This is a genomic window from Burkholderia sp. 22PA0106 (assembly GCF_047497155.1).
GTDB lineage: Bacteria > Pseudomonadota > Gammaproteobacteria > Burkholderiales > Burkholderiaceae > Burkholderia.
Genome location: NZ_CP163163.1, coordinates 3810256 through 3833473, shown reverse-complemented (window position 1 = coordinate 3833473; position 23218 = coordinate 3810256). Strand labels below are relative to the sequence as shown.

General features: G+C 65.5%; 13 protein-coding genes. 8 read left to right on the top strand and 5 right to left on the bottom strand.

What is annotated here, in order from left to right; translation table 11 throughout:
* The first annotated feature begins 4 nt into the window (after positions 1-4).
* The 3 genes from gatB to AB4850_RS32095 all read left to right on the top strand — a co-directional run bounded on the left by gatB (position 5) and on the right by AB4850_RS32095 (position 3310).
* On the top strand, positions 5-1477 hold the full coding sequence (gatB, locus tag AB4850_RS32105; RefSeq protein WP_414443423.1) for an Asp-tRNA(Asn)/Glu-tRNA(Gln) amidotransferase subunit GatB: 1473 nt from the start codon (positions 5-7) through the stop codon (positions 1475-1477).
* Positions 1478-1623: 146 nt separating this feature from the next.
* Positions 1624-2463: a PPK2 family polyphosphate kinase gene (locus AB4850_RS32100; protein WP_414443422.1), complete on the top strand. Its 840-nt coding sequence runs from the start codon at positions 1624-1626 to the stop codon at positions 2461-2463.
* A 76-nt stretch (positions 2464-2539) separates the two neighbouring features.
* Positions 2540-3310 carry an exodeoxyribonuclease III gene (locus AB4850_RS32095; protein WP_414443421.1) on the top strand — a complete coding sequence of 257 codons (771 nt, stop codon included), beginning with the start codon at positions 2540-2542 and terminating at the stop codon, positions 3308-3310.
* A gap of 90 nt (positions 3311-3400) precedes the next feature.
* Here AB4850_RS32095 and AB4850_RS32090 read toward each other — a convergent pair whose 3' ends face one another.
* Entirely contained in the window at positions 3401-4459 is a 1059-nt protein-coding gene (locus tag AB4850_RS32090; RefSeq protein ID WP_414443420.1) for an NAD(P)-dependent alcohol dehydrogenase, read from the bottom strand.
* Positions 4460-4680: 221 nt separating this feature from the next.
* Between AB4850_RS32090 and AB4850_RS32085 the strand changes: the two genes are divergently transcribed.
* Positions 4681-5631 carry an AraC family transcriptional regulator gene (locus AB4850_RS32085; protein WP_414443419.1) on the top strand — a complete coding sequence of 317 codons (951 nt, stop codon included), beginning with the start codon at positions 4681-4683 and terminating at the stop codon, positions 5629-5631.
* A 155-nt stretch (positions 5632-5786) separates the two neighbouring features.
* Here AB4850_RS32085 and AB4850_RS32080 read toward each other — a convergent pair whose 3' ends face one another.
* The 4 genes from AB4850_RS32080 to metX are packed head-to-tail and all read right to left on the bottom strand — an operon-like array spanning position 5787 to position 9854.
* Positions 5787-6788: a M48 family metallopeptidase gene (locus AB4850_RS32080; RefSeq protein ID WP_414443418.1), complete on the bottom strand. Its 1002-nt coding sequence runs from the start codon at positions 6786-6788 to the stop codon at positions 5787-5789.
* The gene (locus tag AB4850_RS32075; RefSeq protein ID WP_414443417.1) at positions 6778-8088 is read right to left on the bottom strand and encodes an AmpG family muropeptide MFS transporter; all 1311 of its coding nucleotides are present in this window, start codon (positions 8086-8088) and stop codon (positions 6778-6780) included. The genes AB4850_RS32080 and AB4850_RS32075 overlap by 11 nt, the downstream gene beginning before the upstream one ends.
* Before the next feature lie 9 nt (positions 8089-8097).
* On the bottom strand, positions 8098-8712 hold the full coding sequence (gene metW / locus AB4850_RS32070) for a methionine biosynthesis protein MetW (RefSeq protein ID WP_206130051.1): 615 nt from the start codon (positions 8710-8712) through the stop codon (positions 8098-8100).
* The gene (gene metX, locus AB4850_RS32065) at positions 8709-9854 is read right to left on the bottom strand and encodes a homoserine O-succinyltransferase MetX (protein WP_414443416.1); all 1146 of its coding nucleotides are present in this window, start codon (positions 9852-9854) and stop codon (positions 8709-8711) included. The genes metW and metX overlap by 4 nt, the downstream gene beginning before the upstream one ends.
* A gap of 567 nt (positions 9855-10421) precedes the next feature.
* Between metX and AB4850_RS32060 the strand changes: the two genes are divergently transcribed.
* The 4 genes from AB4850_RS32060 to AB4850_RS32045 all read left to right on the top strand — a co-directional run bounded on the left by AB4850_RS32060 (position 10422) and on the right by AB4850_RS32045 (position 23140).
* Complete coding sequence (locus AB4850_RS32060; RefSeq protein ID WP_414443415.1) at positions 10422-11372, top strand: Ig-like domain-containing protein; 951 nt, start codon at positions 10422-10424, stop codon at positions 11370-11372.
* Between the two features lie 435 nt (positions 11373-11807).
* Positions 11808-13355, top strand: coding sequence for an Ig-like domain-containing protein (locus tag AB4850_RS32055; RefSeq protein WP_414443414.1), 1548 nt, complete (start codon positions 11808-11810; stop codon positions 13353-13355).
* Between the two features lie 485 nt (positions 13356-13840).
* Positions 13841-18103: an Ig-like domain-containing protein gene (locus AB4850_RS32050; RefSeq protein WP_414443413.1), complete on the top strand. Its 4263-nt coding sequence runs from the start codon at positions 13841-13843 to the stop codon at positions 18101-18103.
* 387 nt (positions 18104-18490) lie between these two features.
* The gene (locus AB4850_RS32045; protein WP_414443412.1) at positions 18491-23140 is read left to right on the top strand and encodes an Ig-like domain-containing protein; all 4650 of its coding nucleotides are present in this window, start codon (positions 18491-18493) and stop codon (positions 23138-23140) included.
* Positions 23141-23218: the final 78 nt, after the last annotated feature.

Here is a 23218-nt window from a genome sequence, read left to right as displayed (position 1 = left end):
GAACATGGCCCAGTGGGAAGTCGTTATCGGTCTGGAGACGCACGCGCAACTGTCGACGGCGTCGAAGATCTTCTCCGGCGCGTCGACGCAGTTCGGCGCCGAACCCAACACTCAGGCCTGCGCGGTCGATCTCGCGCTGCCGGGCGTGCTGCCGGTGCTGAACCGCGGCGCGGTCGAGCGCGCGATCCGGCTCGGCCTCGCGGTGGACGCGGTGGTGGCGCCGCGCAGCATCTTCGCGCGCAAGAATTATTTCTACCCGGATCTGCCGAAGGGCTATCAGATCAGCCAGTACGAAATTCCGGTGGTGCAGGGCGGCAAGGTCACGATCCAGGTGCCGGCCAACGAAAAAGCCGGCAAGGAAGCCTATTCCAAGGTCATCAACCTGACCCGCGCGCATCTGGAAGAAGATGCCGGCAAGTCGCTGCACGAAGATTTCGCCGACATGACCGGCATCGATCTGAACCGCGCCGGCACGCCGCTGCTCGAAATCGTCACCGAGCCGGAAATGCGCAGCGCGGCCGAGGCCGTGGCCTATGCGAAGGCGCTGCACGCGCTGGTGATGTGGCTCGGCATCTGCGACGGCAACATGCAGGAAGGGTCGTTCCGCTGCGACGCCAACGTGTCGGTGCGCCCGGTCGGTCAGGAGAAGTTCGGCACGCGTGCCGAAATCAAGAACCTGAACTCGTTCCGCTTCCTCGAAGAGGCGATCAACTACGAGGTGCGCCGCCAGATCGAGCTGATCGAGGACGGCGGCGAAGTGGTGCAGGAAACCCGCCTCTACGATCCGGACAAGCGCGAGACGCGCTCGATGCGCAGCAAGGAAGACGCGCAGGATTACCGCTATTTCCCCGATCCGGACCTGTTGCCGGTGGTGATCGATCCGAAGTGGATCGAGCGCGTGCGCAGTGAAATGCCGGAGCTGCCGGCCGCGATGCAGCAGCGCTTCGTCGAGCAGTACGGCGTGACGGCCTATGACGCCGTGGTGCTGACCGCCAGCAAGGCGATGGCCGCCTATTTCGAAGCGGTGGTCGCCAAGGCCGGCGCCGCCAACGCCAAGACGGCCGCCAACTGGCTGATGGGCGACGTGTCGTCGCTGCTGAACCGCGAAGGCATCGAGATCGACGCGTGCCCGGTGTCGGCCGCGCAGTTCGCGCTGGTGCTGCAACGCATCGCCGACGGCACGATCTCGAACAAGATCGCCAAGGAAATCTTCCAGGCGATCTGGGACGAACAGGCCACCGACGAAGCCGCGGCCGATCGCATCATCGAGGCGAAGGGGCTCAAGCAGATCTCCGACACCGGCGCGCTCGAAGCGATCATCGACGAGGTGCTGGCCGCCAACGCGAAATCGGTCGAGGAATTCCGCGCGGGCAAGGAGAAGGCGTTCAACGCGCTGGTCGGCCAGGCGATGAAGGCGACCAAGGGCAAGGCGAACCCGGCCCAGGTCAACGAACTGCTGAAAAAGAAGCTCGGTTGAGCATCGCGCGGCCGATGATGCGGCCGCGCTCGCGGGCCGCTGCCGGGCAGGCTGCCGGCGGCGGCCCGTTGCGTTATGCTCGTCGGTTCGTGTCGCGGCGGCTCGCGCGGCATGCAGCCCGAACCCTGTCCCGCCCGGAGGCATAGATGGCCAAGCAAGCATCGCTCGACGATTTCCGCGTGCCGTATCACACCGACGAAAAAGCGGCGGCCGGCTTCCGGCTCGACCGCTTCGAGGCCGGCGACAAGCCGTTCTCGGCCGGCTCGAAAGAGGCGGATCGGGCGCGGCTGTCCGAGGTATCGGTGCAGATCGACGCCTTGCAGGACCGGCTCCACACGCAATCGCGCAAGCGCCTGCTGCTGGTGTTGCAGGGCATGGATACCAGCGGCAAGGACGGCACGGTGCGCGCCGTGTTCCACGAGGTCGATCCGCTGGGCCTGCGCGTGGTGCCGTTCAAGGCGCCCACCGCCGTGGAGCTGGCGCACGATTTCCTCTGGCGCGTGCATGCGCAGGCGCCGGCCGCGGGCGAGCTGACCATCTTCAATCGCAGCCATTACGAGGATGTGCTGGTGCCGCGCGTGATCGGCGCGATCGATGCCGACGAATGCGCGCGCCGCTATCGGCAGATCCGCGAATTCGAAACCATGCTGCACGAATCGGGCACCACCATCGTCAAGTGCTTCCTGCACATCTCGAAGGACGAGCAGCGCGAGCGCCTGCAATCGCGCATCGACAACCCCGACAAGCACTGGAAGTTCGACCTGTCCGACATCGAGGCGCGCAAGCATTGGGACGCCTACCAGGCCGCCTACCGCGACGCGATCGCCGCCACCTCCGCGCCGCACGCGCCGTGGTACGTGATCCCGGCCGATTCCAAGACGCACCGCAACGTCATGGTGGCCGAATTGCTGCTGCGCGAGCTGGCCGCGATGAAGCTCGACTATCCGGCCGCCAAACCCGAACTGAAGGGCGTGACGATCGAGTGAGTCGAGTGACCGCCGGCTGGCCGGCCGCCTCGCTCGCTCCCCCTCCCACTCACCGAACACTGAACGGAATCACATCATGCTGCGTGTCATCACGGCGAATTTGAACGGCATCCGCTCGGCCGCGAAGAAGGGCTTTTTCGACTGGCTCGGCGATCAGACGGCCGATTGCGTCTGCGTGCAGGAAATCAAGGTGTCGGCCGACGACCTGCCGGCCGAATTCGTCGCGCCGCACGGTTTCCAGGGCTATTTCCACCACGCGCAGAAGAAGGGCTACAGCGGCGCGGGCCTCTACACGCGCCGCGAGCCGGACGACGTGATCATCGGCTACGGCAGCAGCGAGTTCGACGCCGAGGGGCGCTATGTCGAGGCGCGCTTCGGCAAGCTGTCGGTGATTTCGGTCTACGTGCCGTCCGGGTCGAGCGGCGAGGAGCGCCAGCAGGCCAAGTACCGTTTCATGGACGAATTCATGCCGCACCTGGCCGAGCTGAAGGCCAAGCGCGAGGTGATCCTGTGCGGCGACGTGAACATCGTCCACAAGGAAATCGACATCCGCAACTGGAAGAGCAACCAGAAGAACTCGGGCTGCCTGCCGGAAGAGCGCGCGTGGCTGACCAAGCTGTTCGACGACGTGGGCTACGTGGACGTGTTCCGCACGCTCGACCCGCGCCCCGATCAATACACGTGGTGGAGCAACCGCGGCCAGGCCTACGCGAAGAACGTCGGGTGGCGCATCGATTACCAGCTCGCGACGGCCGGCGTGGCCAGCACGGCCAAGCAGACGACGATCTTCCGCGACATCAAGTTCAGCGACCACGCGCCGCTGACGGTGGATTACGACTACAAGTAACGCGCGCGCCGGCGCCCATCAAGGGTACGTAAAGAAAAACGCCGCCGGGATCGCTCCCGGCGGCGTTTTTTCATCGGCAGTGCAAAGCCCTTATGCAGCCGGCTGCAGCGAGGCGTTGTCGATCACGAAGCGGTACTTCACGTCGCTCTTGAGCATGCGCTCGTAGGCGGCGTTGATGTCCTGGATCTTGATCAGTTCGATGTCCGACACGATGCCGTGCTCGGCGCAGAAATCGAGCATTTCCTGCGTCTCGGCGATGCCGCCGATCAGCGAGCCGGCCAGGCGGCGGCGCTTCATGATCAGGTTGAACACCTGCGGCGACGGGTGATCGTGCTCCGGTGCACCGACCAGCGCCATCGTGCCGTCGCGCTTGAGCAGGTTCAGGAACGGGTTCAGGTCGTGGGTGGCCGCCACCGTGTTGACGATCAGGTCGAAGCTGTTCAGGTGCGCGTTCATTTGCGCTTCATCCTTCGAGATGACCACTTCGTGCGCGCCCAGGCGCTTGCCGTCTTCGATCTTCGACGGCGAGGTGGTGAACAGCACGACGTGCGCGCCCATCGCACGGGCGATTTTCACGCCCATGTGGCCGAGGCCGCCCAGGCCGACGATGCCGACCTTCTTGCCGGGGCCGGCGCCCCAGGTGCGCAGCGGCGAGTAGGTGGTGATGCCGGCGCACAGCAGCGGCGCGGCGGCGGCCGGATCGAGCGACTCCGGCACGCGCAGCACGAACGCTTCGTCGACCACGATCTGCGACGAGTAGCCGCCGAACGTCAGGTCGCCGGTGACGCGATCGTTGCCGTTGTAGGTGCCGACCCAGCCGTTTTCGCAATACTGCTCCAGGCCTTCGCCGCAGCTCGGGCAGGTGCGGCACGAATCGACCAGGCAGCCGACGCCGACCAGCTCACCGGTCTTGAAGCGCGTGACGTCCGGGCCGACGGCGCTCACGCGGCCGACGATTTCATGGCCGGGCACCACCGGGTACACCGAGTTCTTCCATTCATTGCGGGCCTGATGCAGATCCGAGTGGCAGACGCCGCAGTAGAGGATCTCGATCTGGACGTCGAGATCGCGCAGTTCACGGCGCTGGATTTCGGTGGCGGCGAGCGGGCTGGTCGCGCTCTGCGCCGCGTAGGCGTAAGTCGTGCTCATGGGAGGGCTCCTTACTGTTGAATTCGGAACGCTTCGCCCGGCTGCCGACACGGCGGTCGGGTGCGAAACGGGTTCCCATACTAAGGATGCGAGGTGCCGGCCGATATACCTGAAGGTCTTGAAGCGTTGCCTAAACCTCTCGAATTGTGCGGATGCAGCACGCAGTGGAGGCCCGCAATGCTAGATTGCAAGCCTGATCCTATTGCGGCGGCGGATGGCTCATGAGCTTCGTACCCTTGATTCCGGATGGCGACCTGCGCGTGCAGCAGCGCATCATCGAACTGCTCGGCCAGCTCGCGCCGAGCGACGGCGTCACCGACGCGACGCTCGAAGGCGTGCGCTTCATGCGCGTCAGCACCACGTTGCCGCGCTGCCCGGTGCTGTACGAGCCGAGCATCGTGATCGTCTGCCAGGGGCGCAAGGTCGGCTATGTCGGCGAGCGCACCTTCGTGTACGACGAACGGCAGTATCTGGTGCTGTCGGTGCCGCTGCCGTTCGAGTGCGAAACCTATACCGCGCCGCACGGGCCGTTCCTGGCGATCACGGTGCGCATCGATCTGGGCGTGATCGCCGAGCTGGCGATGCTGCTGGAGGAAACCCACGGCGCGGCCGTCAGCGAGCCGGACAGCATCTGCTCGACGCCGCTCGACGCACCGCTCGCCGACGCCGTGCTGCGCCTGCTCGAAGTGCTGCAATCGCCGCACGACACGCGCGTGCTCGGGCCGTCGATCATGCGCGAGATCGGCTACCGCGTGCTGACCGGCGAGCAGGGCGACGGGATTCGCGCGGCGCTGGCCCAGCAGCATCACTTCGGCCGGATCGCGAAGGCGCTGCGGCGCATTCACGTCGATCTCGGCGGCGAGCATTCGGTCGACGTGCTGGCGGCCGAGGCAGGCATGAGCGCGGCCGTGTTCCACGCGCATTTCCGGCGCGTGACGGGCACCTCGCCGATGCAGTACGTGAAGGCCACGCGCCTGCACCACGCGCGGCTGATGCTGGTGCAGCAGAACGTGAGCGCGAGCGTGGCGGCGGCGCGGGTCGGTTATGTCAGCGCATCGCAGTTCAGCCGCGAATTCAAGCGGATGTTCGGCCGCAGCCCCGGCGATGAGGTGCGCTGGGTGCAGTCGGCCAACGGCGCGGTGGCGAGCGATGCGGCGGTGGAGGTGGAGTGACGAGGCGTGCGAGAGCGCCGTGACCGACGCGGCGTGAGGGCAGCGCCGATGACGCGCAGCAGTTGCAAAAGCGGCGTGGAAGCCTGGGTGGAAGCATCAATGAAGCCGCATTCATACGGGCCAGGCGGCCCGCAACCCAAGCGCAAACCCAGCCCTCAACGCCGCGCCGAAACCGGCCGCACCGCGCTGATGCCGGCGTAGGACGGCAACAACCCGACCGGCTTGCCGATCGCCTTCGCATAGGTCGGCATCCAGTCGGCCAGCCGTTTGAGCAGATCCTGACGGCGATGCCTGCTGTACGGGTGCGCGTAGATGAACCCATGCTGGCGGTCGCCGCGCGTCGCGACGGCCAGCTTGTCCCACAGCGTGATGGCCGAGCGCGGATCGAAGCCGGCGCGCGCGGCGATATCGCCGCCGATCACGTCGGCCTCGGTTTCGTCGGTCGCGCCGTAGCGCAGCGTGGCCAGCCGCTCGGCGATGTCGGGCTGCGCGGGCAGCGGCTCGGTCAGGCCGTACAGCGAGGAGATCGGGTTCGTGCCGAGCGTGGCCGGCACCTGCATGTCGCCCAACCCTTCGCGCGCGTGCTCGCGCAGCGCATGCGCGATTTCGTGCGCCACCAGCACGCCGAGTTCGTCGTCGTTCGGATGGAGCCGCGCCAGCAGCCCACTGTCGACCAGCAGCTTGCCGCCCGGCAGGCAGACGATGCGGGTGGTGCGGGCGCGCACCACGTTCACGTCCCAGTGCCAGTCCTTCACGCGTTCGTTCCACTTCACCGCATACGGCGCGAGCCGGTCGACGTCGGCGCGCAGCCGTTTCACGCGCGGGTCGCCGGCCGGCACCAGCGTGCCGGCGCGCGCCGCGGCCTGCACCATCTGCTGGTATTGCGCGGCCGTGATCTGCTCGAGCATCGGTGACGACACCAGATTGCGGAACGCGAACGCGTTGCCGTAATGCACGCTGCGTGGCGGCGGCGCGTAGGCCGCGACCGGGCCGCCCGCGTGGTTCGCGCCATTGGCGGCGGCCACCGCGTTGGTGGTGGCATGTGTGCCGTGCACCGGCTCGCCGGCCGCGAACGCCTGCCCGGCCGCGCAGGCCAGCAGCGAGCCGGCCAGCAGCGCGCCGGCTCGCCCGAGCGTGGCGGCCAGTTCAGCTCGCACGGGCCGCTCCGCTCTGCCCGCCGCGCCACGGCGCGACCTTGAACAGCAGCAACATGCCCGGAATGCCGAGCGCCGCGCACACCAGGAAGTAATCGAGCCAGCCGATCTGCGCGACGATGAAGCCGCTCGACGCCGAGGCCAGCGTGCGCGGCACCGAAGCCAGGCTCGTGAACAGCGCGAACTGCGTGGCCGTATAGCGCGGATCGGTGGTGCTGGCGATATAGGCCGTGAAGGCGGCCAGCGTGAGGCCGGTCGAGAACGTTTCGAAGCCGTAGACGCCCGCCATCAGCACCGGATCGGGGCCGGCCTTGGCGAGCCACGCGAAACCGAGCGTCGAGACGATCTGAATCAAGCCGAAGATCCACAACCCGCGCGCGATGCCGATCTTGACGAGCCAGACGCCGCCCAGGATGCCGCCGGCCAGGCTGGCCCAGAACGCGGTGGTCTTGGCGAGCACGCCGATCTGAGTCTTGTTGAAGCCGATGTCGAGGAAGAACGAGGTCGACAGCGTGGTCGCCATCGTGTCGCCGAGCTTGAACAGGAAGATGAAGCCGAGCACCAGCAGCGCGTTGCGCCAGCCGCCGCGTTGCAGGAATTCGCTGAACGGCAGCACCACGGCTTCGCGCAGGTTCTTAGGCGGCGTGCCGCGCACTTCAGGCTCGCGCACGCACAGCGTCATCGCCATGCCCGGCAGCATGAACAGGGCCGTGACGATGAACACGAGGCTCCACGGCAGGTGATCGGAGAGGATCAGCGACAGCGAGCCGGGCACCAGCGCGGCGATCTTGTAGGCGTTGACGTGGACGGCATTGCCGAGCCCCTGTTCGGTGTCGTGCAGCAGCTCGCGGCGATAGGCGTCGATCACGATGTCCGAGCTGGCGCCGAAGAACGCCACCAGGGTGGCCAGCGCGGCGACGGTCCAGATCGAATCGCGCGGCGAGACGAAGCCGAGCGTGCCGATCGCCACCGCCACCAGCAATTGCGTGACCAGCATCCAGCCGCGCCGCCGCCCGGGCCGCCAGCCCGGCAGGCGCGGCACGAAGCGGTCCATCAGCGGCGCCCAGACGAACTTCCACGTGTAGGGAATCTGGATCAGCGCGAACAGGCCGATTTCCTTCAGGTTGACCCCTTCCGAACGCAACCACGCCTGCACCAGGTAGATCAGCGTGAACAACGGTAGGCCGGAGGTGAAGCCCAGAAATACGCAGATCAGCGTGCGTTTGTTCAGGTAGGCGCGCCAGCCGGGGTGGTCATCGTGTGCGGCCAGCGCCGGCGTGTCGCGCTGCTCGGGAGAGGTCATGAAGAATCGTCAGGGATGGGCTCGCTTGACGCGATAGACGGCAAGACTACCACGCCAGTTCGCGCCCCAGCGTACCGGCTGGCCGCCATGCAGCACGGCCCGATCGAGGATCTCGATGCCGACTTCGGGCGCGAGCGCCTCGAAATCCTTGATCGTCAGCACCCGCACGTTCGGCGTGTTGTGCCACTGGTGCGGCAGCGATTTCGACACCGGCATGCGCCCGCGCAGCACCGACAAGCGATGCGCCCAGTAACCGAAATTCGGGAACGACACGATGCATTCGCGGCCCACGCGCACGGTCTCGCGCAGGATCGCGGCGGTCTGGTGGATGGTCTGCAAGGTCTGCGAGAGGATCGCGAAATCGAAGCTCTGATCCTCGAACAGGCGCAGCCCGTCTTCCAGGTTCTGCTGGATCACGTGCACGCCGTTCTTCACGCAGCCCAGCACGCCCGCATCGTTGATCTCGATGCCGTAGCCGCTCACTTCGAGTTCCTCCGCGAGCAGCGCCAGCAGCGACCCATCGGCGCAGCCGAGGTCGAGCACGGTGGAGCGCGGCTCGACCCAGCGCGCGATCGCGCGGAAGTCCGGCCGGGCCGAAAGCATCGTCAAGGCTTGCTGGTTCATGCGCCCACCTCCGCGGCAATTCGTTCGTAATAGGCGCGCACCACGTTGTGATAGCGCGCGTCGTCCAGCAGGAACGCGTCGTGGCCGTGCGGGGCGTCGATCTCGGCGTAGCTGACGTCGCGGCGGTTGTCGAGCAGCGCCTTGACCAGCTCGCGCGAGCGCGCCGGCGCGAACCGCCAGTCGGTCGAGAAGCTGGCCACCAGGTATTTCGCGGTGGTCTTCGCCAGTGCGGCGCTCAGGTTGCCTTCGAAGGCCTTGGCCGGATCGAAGTAGTCGAGCGCGCGCGTGATCAGCAGGTAGGTGTTCGCGTCGAAGTATTCGGCGAACTTGTCGCCCTGGTAGCGCAGGTACGACTCCACTTCGAATTCCACGTCGAAGTTGAAGTTGTAGGCGTCGAGCGCGCCGTCGACGCGGCGCAGCGCCCGGCCGAATTTCTCGGCCATGTCGTCGTCCGACAGGTAGGTGATGTGGCCGATCATGCGCGCCACGCGCAGGCCGCGACGCGGAATCACGTTGTGCGCGTAGTAGTTGCCGCCGTGGAAATCGGGATCGGACAGGATCGCCGAGCGCGCCACCTCGTTGAACGCGATGTTCTGCGCCGAGAGCTTCGGCGTCGAGGCGATCACCATGCAGTGCGCGACGCGATCCGGGTACATCAGGCTCCAGGCCAGCGCCTGCATGCCGCCGAGGCTGCCGCCCATCACCGCGGCGAAGCGCTCGATGCCGAACGCATCGGCCACGCGCGCCTGCGCGTCGACCCAATCCTCCACCGTCACCACCGGGAAGCGCGCGCCGTACTGCGTGCCGGTGGACGGATCGATGCTCATCGGGCCGGTCGAGCCGAAGCACGAGCCGAGGTTGTTCACGCCGATCACGAAGAAGCGGTTGGTGTCGAGCGGCTTGCCGGGCCCGACCATGTTGTCCCACCAACCGGTGCTGCGCGGATCGTCCGCGTACAGGCCCGCGACGTGGTGCGAGGCGTTGAGCGCGTGACACACGAGCACCGCGTTCGAGCGCGCGGCGTTCAGTTCGCCGTAGGTTTCGACGACGAGTTGGTAGTTGCCGAGCACGCTGCCGCTCTGGAGCCGCAGCGGTTCGGCGAAATGCATGGTCTGTGGAGCGACGATGCCGATCGATTCCATTCGTTCCGCCTTATGACTGGGCGGCTAAATGGCGTCGGCGAAGCGCGGAGTGAAAGATGCGCGGCTGACGACCTCTTTAGCCGCATTTGTAATGAACCCGCGGCCTGGTGGCTGGGGTTCGCGCGCCCGCAATCGAGTCAGCAAATCGGCGCGTCATTCGAGTGTTCCCGCCCCGCTGTCGCGGCGACGAGTGGCGGCAAGTATAGCGGATTTCGCCGGGACAATCGGACGCCCCCCGCGGGCGGCTACGGCGGTCTGTCGAATGCAATGTTGGATTCAGGTCAAGCAACGGTCGCGCCCGGTTTGGGTGCAGGGAGCGTGCGTCTGTACATTACGCAACGCCTTTCCCGCAGATGAGGGCCGGTGGCCGCCCGATCGGGCGGCGAATGCGCCGTCGATACGCAGGGTTACCGTGCGAAATGGTCCGCATCCCTTCTCAGCACCATTGATCCGTGGCTCGTCGAGCCGTTCCGCATCGATTCGCGTGACAGGTACGCCGCTGTGTGATCGCAGTTGGGTGCGCGGCATTGGATCTTCACCGAAATCCGTTTCAGAGAGGTTCAACTCATGGCAAAACAATCAGCAGTCAAGCGACCGTCGCGTCCGACCATCGATACCGTGACCGACAACGTTCAGCCAGACATCGGCGTGATCGGCCAGGCCGGGCTGACCAACGACCCGCGCCCGGTGTTGAGCGGGCACGGCGACGTCGGCTCGCTCATCCACATTCGCGTCGACAGCATCGAAGTGGGTACCGTGGAGGTCGGCGCGGGCGGGGCGTGGACGTATCAATTGCCGCAGCCGCTGTCGGACGGCTTTTACCGTCTGTCGGTTCGGGCGAGCAATTCGGCCGGGCAGAGCCTGCCGTCGCAGGGGTACATGATCGAGGTCGACGTGACCCCGCCGCCGCTGCCGACCATCGATCACGCGTCGTCCGAAGGGCCCGCCACGCTGTCCGGTCATGCGCAGCCGTATTCGACGATCAACGTGTATGAAGGCGACACCTTGCGTGGCACCGCGACGACAGGCGCGAACAGCCAATGGACGTTGTCGCTGCCGGGCGACATGGCGGCCGGCACCCACGCGTTGACGGCCACGGCCAGGGATCTCGCGGGCAATGTGAGCGAATCGTCGGCGAGCTTCGACATCGTCGTGCCGGCGCAGCCGGCCGCAAGCGCGGTGGTGGACGACGCGGGGCGCGACAGCGGGGTGTGGCACAGCGATGGGCCGAGCGACGGCACGGCGGCCGGGCTGACCGGCGAATCGTCGATCGTGCCGATGATCGACTCGGGCGACAACACGCGGAAGCTGTCGTTGGCGGACGTGTTGAGCGGTGCTGGCCATCAGGAGCTGTTTCGGGCGGATGGCGGCGCGCAGGTGCCCGGCATGCCGGAACGCGTGTCGGGAAACGAAGGGCGATCGGTGCTTGACGATGCCGGCTACACCGGCGTTCACCACGCCGCGCAGGATGTCGACCTGATGGTGCAGAGCGCGATGCAGGCCACGCTCATGGCCTAAGCGGCCCGGCGCACTGCATGTTGCATGCATGGCCCGGTTTTCGCGAAGGCAAAGACCGGTCCATGTCGTTGGTGCGGGCCGATTCAGGTCGGGCCACGGCTGTATCCAGTCGGGATGCCTGCGTCGCACGTCGGCACATGACGAAAACTATTTCATTTTGCTATGGGCATCGATTGAGCCATATCAGCGTTTGCCGTACACGCCGTTGGTGAGCGTGGCCGCCATGCGTAAGCATCGGGGTTCTTTTCTCCGAACCGCGACTCCGGGCTCGTCGAGCCGTTCCACCTCGATTTGCGCGATAGACGCGCTGCTGCGCAATTGCGATTGCAGTTGGGTGCGCGGCATTGGATCTTCACCGAAATCCGCTTCAGATAGGTTCAGCTCATGCCAAATCAATCAGCAGTCAAGCGACCGTCGCGCCCGACCATCGACAGCGTGACCGACAACGTCGAGCCACTCACCGGCCTGATCAGCCAGTCCGGGCTGACGAACGACCCGCGCCCGGTGTTGAGCGGGCACGGTGAGGTCGGCTCGATCATCCACGTCCGCGTCGACAACAACGAAGTGGGCACCGTCAAGGTCCGCCCGAACGGAACATGGACGTATCAATTGCCGCAACCGTTGTCGGACGGCTTGTGCAGGCTGTCGGTTCGGGCAAGCAATGCGGCCGGGCAGAGCGTGCCGTCGAATGCTTACATGATCGAGGTCGACGTGACTCCGCCGCCGCCGCCGAGCATCGATCACGCGTCGTCCGGCATCTCCGCGACACTGTCCGGCCATGCAGAGCCGTATTCGACGGTCGAGGTGTATGACGGCCAGGCTTTGCTCGGCACCGCGACGGCAGGCCCCGATAGCCAATGGACGTTCCAGTTGCCGTCTGAAATGACGGCCACGGTCGGCCATCATGCGTTGACGGCCACGGCCAGGGATCCCGCGGGCAATGCGAGCCCATCGTCGGCGAGCTTCGACTACGCGGTGGAAGGCAGCATTTTCGAGGATTTCAACGCGTTGCCGACGGAAATATATTTGGACGTCGCCGGTCAGCGCGCGTCCACCCGCTATTTCGACGTGACCCGCATCGACCCGAATGGGGCCGGTGCCGTCGTTTTTCATGAGGGCTTGTTGACGGGTGAAAGTGTCGCGGCGCCGAGCCTCTATATCAGCGAGCGCCCGCCCACGCGCGCACTGGTCATCACCGGCAGGGTGCGGCTGGATCTGCATGACGGGCGGTCTGCCACGCACATGTCGTTCGATCTGGGCGACGTGACGTCGAGCGAGATCGTCAAACTGTATTTTTACGACAAGAGCGGCAGCCTGATTTTCACGTCCCCCGGGTACACGGTCGCCGACGGCCTGCATCAGCGGATCGATATCGATGTCGGCAAGGAGTTCACGCGCGTCGAAATCAACGAAGAATGGCGATCGAACGATATGACCATGAACTGGGTGGACGACATCGTCTTCTCCGGCCCCGGAGTCGGTGCGAGCGTTCAATCCGCGACCTTCGATCCGCAGGCCGAGCAAGCGCTCACCGGTACGGTCGCCCGCGATGGCGGGAGCGGGGAGGCGGTAGCTACCGTGGCCGATGTCGGCGGTGTGCATGGCGGTGTGAGCGTCGCCATACTGCAACCGAGCGGCGCGAATCAGGTGCTCGACATCACGACGCCGACCAGCGGCTCAATGGCATCGACGCGGTCGCTCGCCGCGTTGTTCGACGGGATGCATCACGAGGCAGGCGATGAGGGTTCCCAGGCCGATGACGGGGCGGGCAGCAACACGCCGGAGCTCGCGTTGGCAGATGTGCTGAGTGCCGGCTCTCAGGAGCTGCTTCGGGCGGAGGGTGGCGCGCCCGGAATGTCGGAGCTTGCGGCGAACGAAGGGCGGCCGGTGCTTGACGGTGTTGGCTACACCGGCTCTCACAATACCGTGCAGGATGTCGACCTGATGGTGCAGGCTGCGATGCAAACCACGGCCATGGCATAAGCTTTCCGACGCGCCACACGGTGCGACATGACCCGGTCTTCGCGAATGCGAAGACCGGGTCATTTCTATTGGTGCGAGCGAATGCCACGTTGACGTTGCCGGCTTTTAGCGTTGCTGATGCGACGAGTCATCGCGTTGCGCGTGCAGTCGTCGCCACTGCGGAAATCGGGAATGGCAAAAATCACCGAGTAAATCAACCCGCGAGACGCAATGGTCGACAGAGGTCAAGCAACGGTCGTGTCCAAGCTGGATACATGCATCGCACGCCTGTAAATTACGAAATCCTTTCGTTGCGTGGGAGCCATATCGAGCTTCCGCACCTTCGCGTCGGTACGCATGGCCGCTATGCGTATGGATGACCTCCAAACCGCAACCCCGGGCTCGTCGAGCAATTTCGCCTCGATTTGCGCCATCAACGTGTTGCTGCGCGATTCGGCACGTGCCCCGGATCTTCATCGAACCTTGTTTCAGGGATGTTTTAGATCATGGCAACTCAACCTGCAGTCAAGCGACCCTCCCGCCCGACCATCGACACCGTGACCGGCAACGTCGGGTCGCGTACCAGCGTGATCGGCGAATCCGATGTGACCGGCGACCCGCGCCCGGTGTTGAGCGGGCACGGCGATGTCGGCTCGATCATCCACGTCCGTGCCGAGGGTCGCGAGGTGGGCACCGTCGAGGTCGGCGCCGACGGAACGTGGCGGTATCAATTGCCGCAGCCGCTGTCGGACGGTTTGTGCCGTCTGTCGGTGCAGGCGGGCAATTCTGCCGGGCTGAGCGTGCCGTCGAAGGCGTACACGATCGAGGTCGAGGCGGCCGCCACGACGCCGCCATCCTCGATCATCGATCACGGGGCGTCGAACATCCCCACGACGGCACATGCTGTGGTCGACAAGGCAGGGCGCGACAGCGGAGCGTCTCACAACGATTGGCAGACCAACGACGGCACGGCGGGCCGGCTGATCAGCGGTCACATCGAGGGTTCGCTCGGCGCCGACGACCGGGTGCAAGTCTCGACCGACGGCGGGCGCACGTGGCAAGACGCGTTGATGAAGTCGAACGACAAGTGGGTTGCGATCGATCCGAATTCGCACACCAGCAACTGGACGATCCAGACGCGCGTGGTGGGCAGCGCAGGCAAGCTGGGCAAGGCGGACGACAGCACGGTGGTCACGCTGAAGACCTCGACGGCGATGCCGACCAGCGTGTCGTTCGATGGCAACGGCGGAATGATGACGGTGAAATTCTCGCCGGGGCAGGTCGCGCCGGGCCACAAGCTGTCGTTGATCATCGACGGCCGCCTGTACGAACACGCGTTGAGCGAATCGAACCTCGCCACGGGTATGGTGAGGTTCAATGCGCCGGTCATCGGCGCGAAGCAGGTTTCAGCGGCGCTGGTCGATCCGGCCGGCAATATCTCTTCGTATCGGGACGATCGCGGCGCGATGCTCAATGCGCCGACCGAGCAGGCGCTCACCGGGACCATCTCGCGCTACGGCGGGAAAGGCAACACGGTATTCACCGTGGCGGATGTCGGCTATTTTGCGAGCGACCGCGCGGGAGCGCATGGTGGTGCGGGCATCGACACACTGAAGCTGACGGGCGCGAATCAGGTGCTCGACGTCATGGCGCTGAACAACGGAGCGGCCGACAAGCTCAGCGGTATCGAGGTGATCGACCTGACCGGCTCGGGCAACAACACGTTGCGGATGTCGATGGCCGACGTGTTGAATCTCGGCCATCCGAACGCGTTCCGCCAGGATGGCTATTCGCAGATGCGCGTAACGGGTAACGCGGGCGACCGGGTGGAACTGGTCGGCATGCCCGATCTGGCGGGCGGCAGTTGGGCTAGCGCAGGCAATGTCGTGCTCGACGGCGCGCAGTATGTCGTCTACCGGAACGATGCGCTGAAGGCCGAGTTGTTCGTGCGCAATGGTGTCGCGGTGAACGTTGGCGCGTCGATCGTGCCGGAGCCCGCCGAACCCGGCGACCCGGATCTAAATCTGCCGTCGCGCCCGACCATCGACACCGTGACCGACAACGTCGAGCCGCACACCGGCACGATCGGCCAATCCGGGCTGACGAACGACCCCCGCCCGGTGCTGAGTGGCCACGGCGATGTCGGCTCGACCATCCACATCCGTGTCGACAGCAACGAAGTGGGCACCACCCGGGTCGGCCCGAACGGCACGTGGACATATCGATTGCCGCAGCCGCTACCGGACGGCCTGGCCCGTCTGTCGGTTCGGGCAAGCAATGCGGACGGGCAGAGCGCGCCGTCGGATGCGTACATCATCGAGGTCGACGTGACGCCACCGCCACCGCCGGTCATCGATCAAGCGTCGTCCGGCACGCCCGCGACGCTGTCCGGTCATGCGGAGCCGTATTCGACGATCGACGTGTATGACGGCACCACCTTTCTCGGTACCGCAACGACAAACGCCGACAGCCAATGGACATTCCCGCTGCCGTCCGGCATGGCAGCCGGCCACCATGCGTTGACGGCCACGGCCAGGGATCCCGCGGGCAATCTGAGCCAGTCGTCGTCGCGCTTCGACTACGCCGTCGGGCCCGATCAGCCGACCGCGCACGCGGTGGTGGACGACGCGGGGCGCGACAGCGGCGAATATCACAACGATTGGCTGACCAACGACGGCACGGCGGGCCGGCTGATCGAGGGGCACATCCAGGGTGTGCTCAACGAGGGCGACCGGGTACAAGTCTCGACCGACGGCGGACGCACCTGGCAAGACGCGTTGATGAAGTCGAACGGCCGGTGGGTGGCGGTCGATCCGAATGCGCACACGAGCAATTGGGCGATCCAGACGCGGGTGGTGAACACCGCGGGCAAGCCGGGCGAGCAAGACAGCACGGCGGTCACGCTGAAGACCTCGACTGCGACGCCGACCGACGTGTCGTTCGATGCCAACGCCGGCACGGTGACGGTGAAATTCTCGCCGGAGCAGGTCGCGCCGGACTGGAAGCTGTCGCTGATGATCGACGGCCGCTTGTCGGAACACACGCTGAGCGCGTCGGAGCTCGCCTCGGGTACGGCGACGTTCACTGCGCCGGTGCAGGGCGCGAAGCAGGTGGTCGCGGCGATGGTCGATACGGCCGGCAATATCTCGATGTATCGTGGCGTCGAGAGCTATGCGTCGCAAGGCACCATTTCCGAAGATTTCGAATCGTTGTCGAGAGACTTCTACCTGCCCAGGAAAGGGAATATGGCGTCCACGCAATATTTCGACGTGACCACCATCGACGCGCTTTGCGGCGTTTGGAAACAGGGTTTGCTGACGGGGCGAGCGGTGACCTCGTATCCGGCTGCGGTTATTGCCGAGGCGCCGACCTCGCGCGCACTGTCGATAACCGGCAGGGTGCGGCTGGACCTGCATGAAGGGCTGTCGGCCACGCGCATGTCGTTCGACCTGGGCGACATGACGACGTGCGAGGTCGTCAGGCTGTATTTCTACGACAAGAATGGCAGCCTGATTTACACGTCCCGTGGGTATACGGCCCGAGGCGGCGTGCATCAGAAGGTCGATATCGATGTCGGCAAGGAATTCACGCGTGTCGAAATCAACGAAGAATGGCGATCGACCGGGTGCGGCATGAACTGGGTGGACAACATCGTCTTCACCGGCTACTTCGATACGGGTTTTCGCCCGGTGTTTCTCAATCCGCCGACCCTGCAAGCGCTCACCGGTGACATGGCGTATTACGGCGGGAGCGCGGACACGGTATTCACCGTGGCCAACGTCGGCTATTTCTCGAGCGCCGGCGCGGGTGCGCATGGCGGTGTCGGCACCGACACGCTGCAACTGACGGGCGCGAATCAGGTGCTCGACATCACGGCGCTGAACAGCGGTGCGACCGACAAGATCAGCGGCATCGAGGTGATCGACCTGACCGGCTCGGGAAACAACACGTTGCGGGTGTCGACAGCCGACGTGCTGAACCTCGGCCACCCGAACGTGTTCCGCCAGGATGGCTACTCGCAGGTGCGGGTAACGGGCAACGCCGGCGACCGCGTGGAGTTGGCCGGCATTCCCGATCTAGCGGACGGCGGTTGGGTTGGCGCGGGCAATTTCGTGATCGGCGGCGCGCAATATATCGTCTACCGGAACGATGCGCTGAAGGCCGAGCTGTTCGTGCGCGATGGTGTCGCGGTGAGCGGCGGATCGTCGGTCGCACCGATGGTGCCGGTGATCGACTCGGTCGTGCTGAATGCATTTCCGAGCGTGTCGGGACACGCGGGTGCGCAGGCGCAGGTGACCGTCTACGACGGCAATATCTCGATCGGGACGGTCACGGCGGGCACGGACGGCCTGTGGACGCTGGCGCTGCCCGGCAACCTGCAGCAAGGCATGCATACGCTGACGGCGCGCGTGCCGGATGGCCATGGCGGGACGCTGACATCCCCCGATTTCACGTTCGATTATGGCGGCACGATCAGCCGCCCGATGCGGTCGCTCGCTGCGTTGTTCGGCGGGATCGATTACGACGCAAGCGACGAGGTTTCTCATATCGATCAGGGAACCGACGGCCATACGCCGAAGCTGACTTTGGCGGACGTGCTGAACCCTGGCCATCAGGAGCTGTTTCGGGCGGGTGGCAGTGCGCAGGTGCCCGGCATGCAGGAACTCGCGTCGGGGAGCAACGGCGTGCAGCCGGTGGGCTACACCGGTTCCTACCACGCCGCGCAGGATGCCGACCTGATGATGCAGCAAGCCATGGCCATGGCATAACCGCCTCGCGCCGCCGCTCGGTGCAACGAGGCCCGGTCTTCGCGAATGCGAAGACCGGGCCTCGTCGTTGGATCACCGAGTGAATCAATTCGCAGAACGCAAGGTTCGATTCAGGTCAAGCAAGGGCCGTGTCCAGCCTGGATACATGCGTCCCACGTCGGTACATTACAAAACTCTTGCGTCTTGCTGGCCCCATATCAGGGCTCGGCGCAAGCGTCGTCGTTACGCTTGGCCGCTATGCGTAACGACCCGAGTCTCTCCCTTCCGAACCGCGACCCCGGGCTGGTCGAGCCGTTACGCCTCGATTTGCGCCACGAGCGTGTCGATGCACGATTCGGCACGCGCTCCGGAGCTTCGTCGCAATCCATTTCAGAGGTGTTTTAGACCATGGCAAAGCAACCTGCAGTCAAGCGACCCTCCCGCCCGACCATCGACACCGTGACCGGCAACGTCGGGTCGCGTACCAGCGTGATCGGCGCATCCGATGTGACCGGCGACCCGCGCCCGGTGTTGAGCGGGCACGGCGACGTCGGCTCGATTATCCACGTCCGCGCCGAAGGCGGCGAGGTCGGTACTGTCGCAGTCGGCCCCGATGGAACGTGGACGTATCAATTGCCGCAGCCGCTGTCGAATGGCTTGTGCCGTCTGTCGGTGCAGGCGGGCAATTCGGCGGGACTGAGCATGCCGTCCAAGGCGTACATGATCGAGGTCGATGCGGCGTCGACGCCGTCGCCGGCGCCCACGGCGCCGATCATCGATGACGTATCGGCCGGCACGCTGTCCGGCCATGCGCAGCCGAATTCGACGGTCGACGTGCATGACGGCAAGACCTTGCTCGGCACCGCGACCACCGGTGCCGACGGCCAATGGAGGTTTCCGCTGCCGGCTGGAATGGCGGCCGGCAAGCACGCGTTGACGGCCACGGCGAGCGATGCGGCAGGCAACGCAAGCGAGCCGTCGGCGAGCGTCGCCTACGTCGTCGGGTCGGAGCAGCCAGCCGACCGCGCGGACCTCGTGGCCGCCACACCGCCGGCCGCCCGCGCGGTGGTGGACGACGCGGGGCGCGACAGCGGGGCGTCTCACAACGATTGGCAGACCAACGACGGTACGTCGGGCCGGCTGATGGAGGGGCACATCGAGGGGGCGCTCGGCGCGTACGATCGGGTACAAACCTCGACCGACGGCGGGCGCACGTGGCAAGACGCGTTGATGAAGTCGGACGGCAAGTGGGTGGCGGTCGATCCGAATGCGCACACCGGCAACTGGACGATCCAGACGCGCGTGGTGGGCAGCGCAGGCAAGCCGGGCGAGGTGAACAGCATGGCGGTCACGCTGAAGACCTCGACGGCGATGCTGACCGACGTGTCGTTCGATGGCAACGGTGGAATGATGACGGTGAAATTCTCGCCGGGGCAGGTCGCGCCGGGCAGCAAGCTGTCGTTGATCATCGACGGCCGCATGTACGAACACGCGTTGAGCGCGACGGCGCTGGCCACGGGGGTGGCGAGGTTCGATGCGCCGGTCGTGGGCGCGAAGCAGGTTTCGGCGGCCCTGGTCGATACGATCGGCAATATCTCGTCGTATCGGGACGATCGCGGCGCGATCCTCGATGCACCGGCCGAGCAGGCGCTCACCGGTACCATCTCGCGCTACGGCGGGAGCGGCGACACGGTCTTCACCGTGGCCGATGTCGGCTATTTTTCGAGCGTCCGCGCGGGTGCGCATGGTGGTGTGGGCATCGACACACTGAAGTTGACGGGTGCAAATCAGGTGCTCGACGTCACGGCGCTGAACAGCGGCGCGACCGACAAGCTCAGCAGTATCGAGGTGATCGACCTGACCGGCTCGGGCGACAACACGTTGCGGATGTCGACAGCCGATGTGCTGAATCTCGGCCACCCGAACGCCTTCCGCCAGGATGGCTACTCCCAGATGCGCGTAACGGGCAACGCGGGCGACCGGGTGGAACTGGCCGGCATGCCCGATCTGGCAGGCGGCGGTTGGGCCGGGGCAGGCACGCTCGTGATCGGCGGCGCGCAGTATGCCGTCTACCGGAACGATGCGCTGAAGGCCGAGGTGTTCGTGCGCGAGGGTGTCGAGGTGAGCGTCGGATCGTCGATCGCACCAGTGGACGCTCCGGTTGCTCCGGTTGCTCCGGTTGCTCCCGTTGCCCCCGTTGCCCCCGTTGCCCCCGTTGCCCCTGTTGCCCCTGTTGCCCCTGTTGCCCCCGAGGTGCCCGGCGAGCCGGATCTAAATCTGCCGTCGCGTCCGTCCATCGACTCCGTGACCGACAACGTCGAGCCGCACACCGGCGTGATCAGCCGAGCCGGGCTGACGAACGACCCGCGCCCGGTGTTGAGCGGGCACGGTGAGGTCGGCTCGACCATCCACATCCGTGTCGACAACAACGAAGTGGGCACTGTCAGGGTCGGCTCGAACGGCACGTGGACGTATCGATTGCAGGAGCCGCTGCCGGAAGGCGTGGTCCGTCTGTCGGCTCGGGCGAGCAATGCGGACGGGCAGAGCGTGCCGTCGGAGGCGTACATCATCGAGGTCGACGTGACTCCGCCGCCGCCGCCGGTCATCGATCAGGCGTCGTCCGGCACGCCCGCGGCGCTGTTCGGTCATGCGGAGCCGTATTCGACCATCGACGTGTATGACGGCACGACCTTTCTCGGCACCGCGACGGCAAACGCCGACAGCCAATGGACACTCCGGCTGCCATCTGGCATGGCAGCCGGCCACCATGCGTTGACGGCCACGGCCAGGGATCCCGCCGGCAATCTGAGCCAATCGTCATCGAGCTTCGACTACGTCGTCGGGCCTGATAAGCCGACCGCACACGCGCTGGTTGACGACGTGGGGCGCGACAGCGGGATATCTCACAGCGATTGGCTGACCAACGACGGCACGGCGGGCCGGCTGATCAGCGGTCACATCGAGGGCGTGCTCGGCGCGCGTGACCGGGTACAAATCTCGACCGATGGCGGGAGCACGTGGCAAGACGCGTTGATGAAGTCGAACGGCAAGTGGGTTGCGGTCGATCCGAATGCGCACACCAGCAATTGGGCGATCCAGTCGCGCGTGGTGAACACCTCGGGCAATTCGGGCGAGACGGACAGCACGGCGGTCACGCTGAAGACCTCGACGGGGCTGGCGACCGTGACGTCGTTCAATAGCGACACCGAAACGGTGATGGTGAAATTCAACGCGGGGCAAGTCGCGCTGGGCTGGAAGCTGTCGCTGATGATCGACGGGCGCCTGTCCGAACATGTGCTGAGCCCGACGGAACTCGCCACGGGCGTGGCGAGCTTCTATGCGCCAGTGAGGGGCGCGAAGCAGGTTTTGGCGGCCATGATCGATACGGCCGGCAATAACTACGTGTATACCGGTATCGGGCATAGCACATCGCAAAGTAGCTTTGGCGAGAATTTCAATTCGTTGCCCGCTACCTATTTGAGCCAGGCTGGAATCCGCGCATCCACGCGCTATTTCGACGTGACCCGTGTCGACTCTCTGGGGAGTAGCAAAACGAATTGGTATACGGGTTTTTTGCAGGGGAACAATATCGGGGCGCCGACCTACTTTGCCAGTGAGCCTCCGCTTACGCGCGCACTGGTGTTCAACGGCAGAGTGCGGCTGGATCTGCATGAAGGACTGTCGGCCACGCGTATGTCGTTCGACCTGGGCGACGTGACGACGCAGGAGTCCATCAGGCTGTATTTCTACGACAAGAATGGCAACTGGATTTATACGTCCCCTGCGTACACGATCAGCGGCGGCCTGCACCAGAGGATCACTATCGATGTCGGCAGGGAGTTCGCGAGCGTCGAAATCAACGAAGAATGGCGAAACCCGGTGATGACTCTGAACTGGGTGGACAACATCGTCTTCTCCGGCTCCGTTGAGTCGAGCGATAGGCCCGTGCTCGTCGATAGACCGACCCTGCTCGCGCTCACTGGCAATATGGCGTACTACGCTGGGGGCAGCGACACGGTATTCACCGTAGCGGATGTCGGTTATTTTTCGGGTGCCGCCGCGGGTGCGCATGGCCATGTGGGGGGCGCCGACACGCTGCAACTGACAGGCGCGAATCAGGTGCTGGATATCACGGCGCTGAACAGCGGCGCGACCGACAAGATCAGCGGCATCGAGGTGATCGACCTGACCGGCTCGGGCGACAATACGTTGCGGATCTCGGTGGCCGACGTGCTGAATCTGGGCCACCCGGACGCTTTCCGCCAGGACGGCTACTCTCAGGTGCGGGTGACGGGCAACGCCGGTGACCGGGTGGAGCTGGCCGGCATTCCCGATCTGGTGGGGGGCGGCTGGGCCAGTGCAGGCAATTTCGTGATTGGCGGCGCGCAATATGTCGTCTATCGGAACGATGCGCTGAAGGCCGAACTGCTCGTGCGCGATGGTGTCGCTGTGAGCGGTGTATCGCCGGTCGCACCGGTGATCGACTCGGTGGTGCTGCACGGATCGCCGAGCGTGTCCGGACACGCGGGCGCGCAGGCGCAGGTGACCGTCTACGACGGCAATGTCTCGATCGGTACGGTCACGGCGGCCACGGACGGCACATGGTCGATGGCGTTGCCCGGCAACCTGCAGCCGGGTACGCATACGCTGAAGGCGAGCGTGGCGGATGGCCACGGCGGGACGCTGACGTCACCCGAGTTCTCGTTCGATTTTGGCGGCACGATCAGCCGTCCGATGGCATCGACGCGGTCGATTGCGGCGTTGTTGGACGGGATCGATGGGATGGATCACGATGCAAGCAACGTGGGCGCCCATGTCGCTCACGGTGCCGGTGACAACCCGCCGAAGCTGTCGTTGGCGGACCTGCTGAACCCGGGCCATCAGGAACTGTTTCGGGCGGGTGGCGGTGCGCAGGTGCCCGGCATGCCGGAACTCGCGTCGGGGAGCAACGAAGGGCGGCCGGTGCTTGATGTTGCCGGCTACACCGGCGCCCACCACGCCGCGCAGGATGTCGACCAGATGATGCATGCCGCGATGCAAACCACGCTCATGATCTGACCGCTCGACGCGCCGCACGTTGCAACAGGGCCCGGTCTTCGCGAATGCGAAGACCGGGCCCTGTCGTTAGCGCAGGGG

What these genes read in the sequence shown, in the direction of transcription:
- gatB (WP_414443423.1), top strand. Translation starts at nt 5, where the DNA reads ATGGCCCAGTGGGAAGTCGTTATCGGTCTGGAGACGCACGCGCAACTG.
- AB4850_RS32100 (WP_414443422.1), top strand. Translation starts at nt 1,624, where the DNA reads ATGGCCAAGCAAGCATCGCTCGACGATTTCCGCGTGCCGTATCACACC.
- AB4850_RS32095 (WP_414443421.1), top strand. Translation starts at nt 2,540, where the DNA reads ATGCTGCGTGTCATCACGGCGAATTTGAACGGCATCCGCTCGGCCGCG.
- AB4850_RS32090 (WP_414443420.1), bottom strand. Translation starts at nt 4,459, where the DNA reads ATGAGCACGACTTACGCCTACGCGGCGCAGAGCGCGACCAGCCCGCTC.
- AB4850_RS32085 (WP_414443419.1), top strand. Translation starts at nt 4,681, where the DNA reads ATGAGCTTCGTACCCTTGATTCCGGATGGCGACCTGCGCGTGCAGCAG.
- AB4850_RS32075 (WP_414443417.1), bottom strand. Translation starts at nt 8,088, where the DNA reads ATGACCTCTCCCGAGCAGCGCGACACGCCGGCGCTGGCCGCACACGAT.
- metW (WP_206130051.1), bottom strand. Translation starts at nt 8,712, where the DNA reads ATGAACCAGCAAGCCTTGACGATGCTTTCGGCCCGGCCGGACTTCCGC.
- metX (WP_414443416.1), bottom strand. Translation starts at nt 9,854, where the DNA reads ATGGAATCGATCGGCATCGTCGCTCCACAGACCATGCATTTCGCCGAA.
- AB4850_RS32060 (WP_414443415.1), top strand. Translation starts at nt 10,422, where the DNA reads ATGGCAAAACAATCAGCAGTCAAGCGACCGTCGCGTCCGACCATCGAT.
- AB4850_RS32050 (WP_414443413.1), top strand. Translation starts at nt 13,841, where the DNA reads ATGGCAACTCAACCTGCAGTCAAGCGACCCTCCCGCCCGACCATCGAC.
- AB4850_RS32045 (WP_414443412.1), top strand. Translation starts at nt 18,491, where the DNA reads ATGGCAAAGCAACCTGCAGTCAAGCGACCCTCCCGCCCGACCATCGAC.